This is a genomic window from Thermoanaerobaculia bacterium, from assembly GCA_035717485.1.
Classification (GTDB): domain Bacteria; phylum Acidobacteriota; class Thermoanaerobaculia; order UBA5066; family DATFVB01; genus DATFVB01.
Genome location: DASTIQ010000081.1, coordinates 1 through 2138, shown reverse-complemented (window position 1 = coordinate 2138; position 2138 = coordinate 1). Strand labels below are relative to the sequence as shown.

The 2138-nt window shown below is 70.7% G+C and carries 3 protein-coding genes; all 3 read left to right on the top strand.

Annotated features, from left to right (window positions below):
- Positions 1-910 (top strand): molybdopterin-guanine dinucleotide biosynthesis protein B (gene mobB, locus VFS34_04245; GenBank protein HET9793652.1); only part of this gene is annotated, 910 nt, incomplete at its 5' end.
- Positions 907-1554: an HAD-IA family hydrolase gene (locus VFS34_04240; protein ID HET9793651.1), complete on the top strand. Its 648-nt coding sequence runs from the start codon at positions 907-909 to the stop codon at positions 1552-1554. The genes mobB and VFS34_04240, both read left to right, overlap by 4 nt.
- 31 nt (positions 1555-1585) lie before the next feature.
- On the top strand, positions 1586-2138 hold a 553-nt coding region (locus VFS34_04235; GenBank protein HET9793650.1), incomplete at its 3' end, for an aminotransferase class V-fold PLP-dependent enzyme.

Below are 2138 nucleotides of genomic sequence, written 5' to 3'. Positions count from 1 at the left end.
GGTGTATCCGGGCGGATGCCTCTTCGAGGCGACGAATCTGTCGGAAGGGCGCGGCACGACGCGCCCGTTCGAGCAGGTCGGCGCGCCCTGGCTCGACGCGGAGCGCCTCGCCGGCGCCCTCGGAGAGCTCGATCTGCCCGGCGTTCGCTTCCGCGCCGTCCACTTCCGGCCGGTGTTCCACAAGTTCGCGGGGGAGACGTGTCACGGCGTGTTCCAGGACGTCGTCGATCCCGACGCCTATCGACCGTACGAGACGGGGCTGCGGATCGTCGAGCAGGCCGCGCGGCTGGCGCCGCGCGACTTCCGGTGGCGCGTCGAGGGGTACGAGTTCGACGCCCGCCCGGCGATCGACCTCCTCACCGGCTCTCCGGAATTCCGGGAACGGCTCGACGCGCGCGACGACCTCGCGCCCTTCTGCGCGCGGCAGAGGGAGATCGCTCCCTTCGCCCTCGACAGCCGGCTGTATTCCGACGAGTGGCCGGTCGCGATCGGGATCGCCGGGAGCCACGATTCGGGAAAGACGACCGTCCTCGAGCGGGTGGTGCCGCTCCTGCGCGCGCGGGGGATGTGCGTGGGAGCGATCAAGCACACACCGCACGACGTCGTCGACGACGTTCCGGGAAAGGATTCGGCGCGCCACGTCGCGGCGGGAGGGGATCCGTCGGCGTTCGTCCGACCCTCCGCGACGACCGTGCGGCGGCGGGAATCGACCGAACTCCGCCGCCTCCTCGAACGCGACTTCGGCGATTGCGACCTCGTCCTGGTCGAAGGCTACAAGTCGCTGCCGCTCTCCCGCATCGACGTGGGCCGCGTGCGGGAGCGGTCGATCGAGTACGGCGGCCGGGACTTTTCGAGCGACATCGGCGGCCTCGTCGAGGAGCTGATGAAGACCGCGCGTTTCTCGCGGTGAGGGTCCGGGCGGTCGTCTTCGACCTCGACGGCACCTTGATCGACGGGTACGAAGGGATCCACCAGGCCCTCGGCTTCGCGATGACGAGGCTGGGCCTCCCCGTCCCGGACCGGGCGCGCGTCCGCGAAATGGTCGGCCACGGCCTCCATCGCCTGCTCGCGCAGGCCGCCGGCCCGGAACTCGCGGCCGACGGGGTCCGCCTCTTCCGCGAGCGCTACGCCGACGTCGCGATCGGCGGCTCCCGGGTGCTGCCCGGCGTCGAGGGGACGCTCGCGCGGCTCGCCGCGGGGGGATGCGTCCTCTCGGTCGCGTCGAACAAGCCGCTCCGGTTCACGCGGATGATCCTCGAGGCGAAGGGGATCGCAACGCGCTTCGCGGCGATCGCCGGGCCGGACGAGGCGCATCCGCCGAAACCGGATCCGGCGATGCTGCGATCGCTGCTGGCCGCGATGGGGGCCGCCGCGGAGGAAACGGTCTGCGTCGGGGACATGGAGGTCGACGTCGAGTTCGCCCGCGCCGGCGGATGCCGTGCCGTCGTCGTTCCATCCGGCTCACGGTCCCTGGCCTTCCTTCGCGGCGTGGGTGCGGACGAGTTGATCGAGTCCATCTCCGACCTGCCCGCCGCGCTCGCGCGCTTCGTTTGACAGAACCGGCCTCCGAAGGAAGAATCGTTTCATGAGCGAAAAGCCTTCCTACGCCGGCTCGATCAAGTTCTTCCTGCCCGGCCCCGTGTGGGTCCGTCCCGAAGTGCTCGCGGCTCTGTCGAGGCCGATGATCGGGCATCGCGGGAAGTCGTACGCGGACCTGCAGGAGCGGATCGAGCGGCGGATCCCGATGGTCTTCGCCACGAGGAATTTCGTCCTGCTCGCGACGTCGTCGGCGACGGGGCTCATGGAAGCCGGTCTCCAGAACTGCGCTCCCTCGCGCGTGCTGTCGGTGACGGTCGGGGCGTTCTCCGAGCGCTGGAACAAGATCGCGACCGACAACGGGTTCGAGGCGGACCGGCTCTCGTTCGCGTGGGGCGAGTCCGCCGATCCGGACCGGGTGCGGCAGGCCCTGCGGGAGAAGAAGTACGACGCCGTGACGGTCGTGCACAACGAGACGTCGACGGGAGTGATCTCGCCCCTCGGAGAGATCGCGCGGGCCGTCCGGGAGAGCTCCGACGCGTTCCTCCTCGTGGACGCGGTGACCTCGCTCGCGGGCGCGCCGGTCGAGACCGACGCGTGGG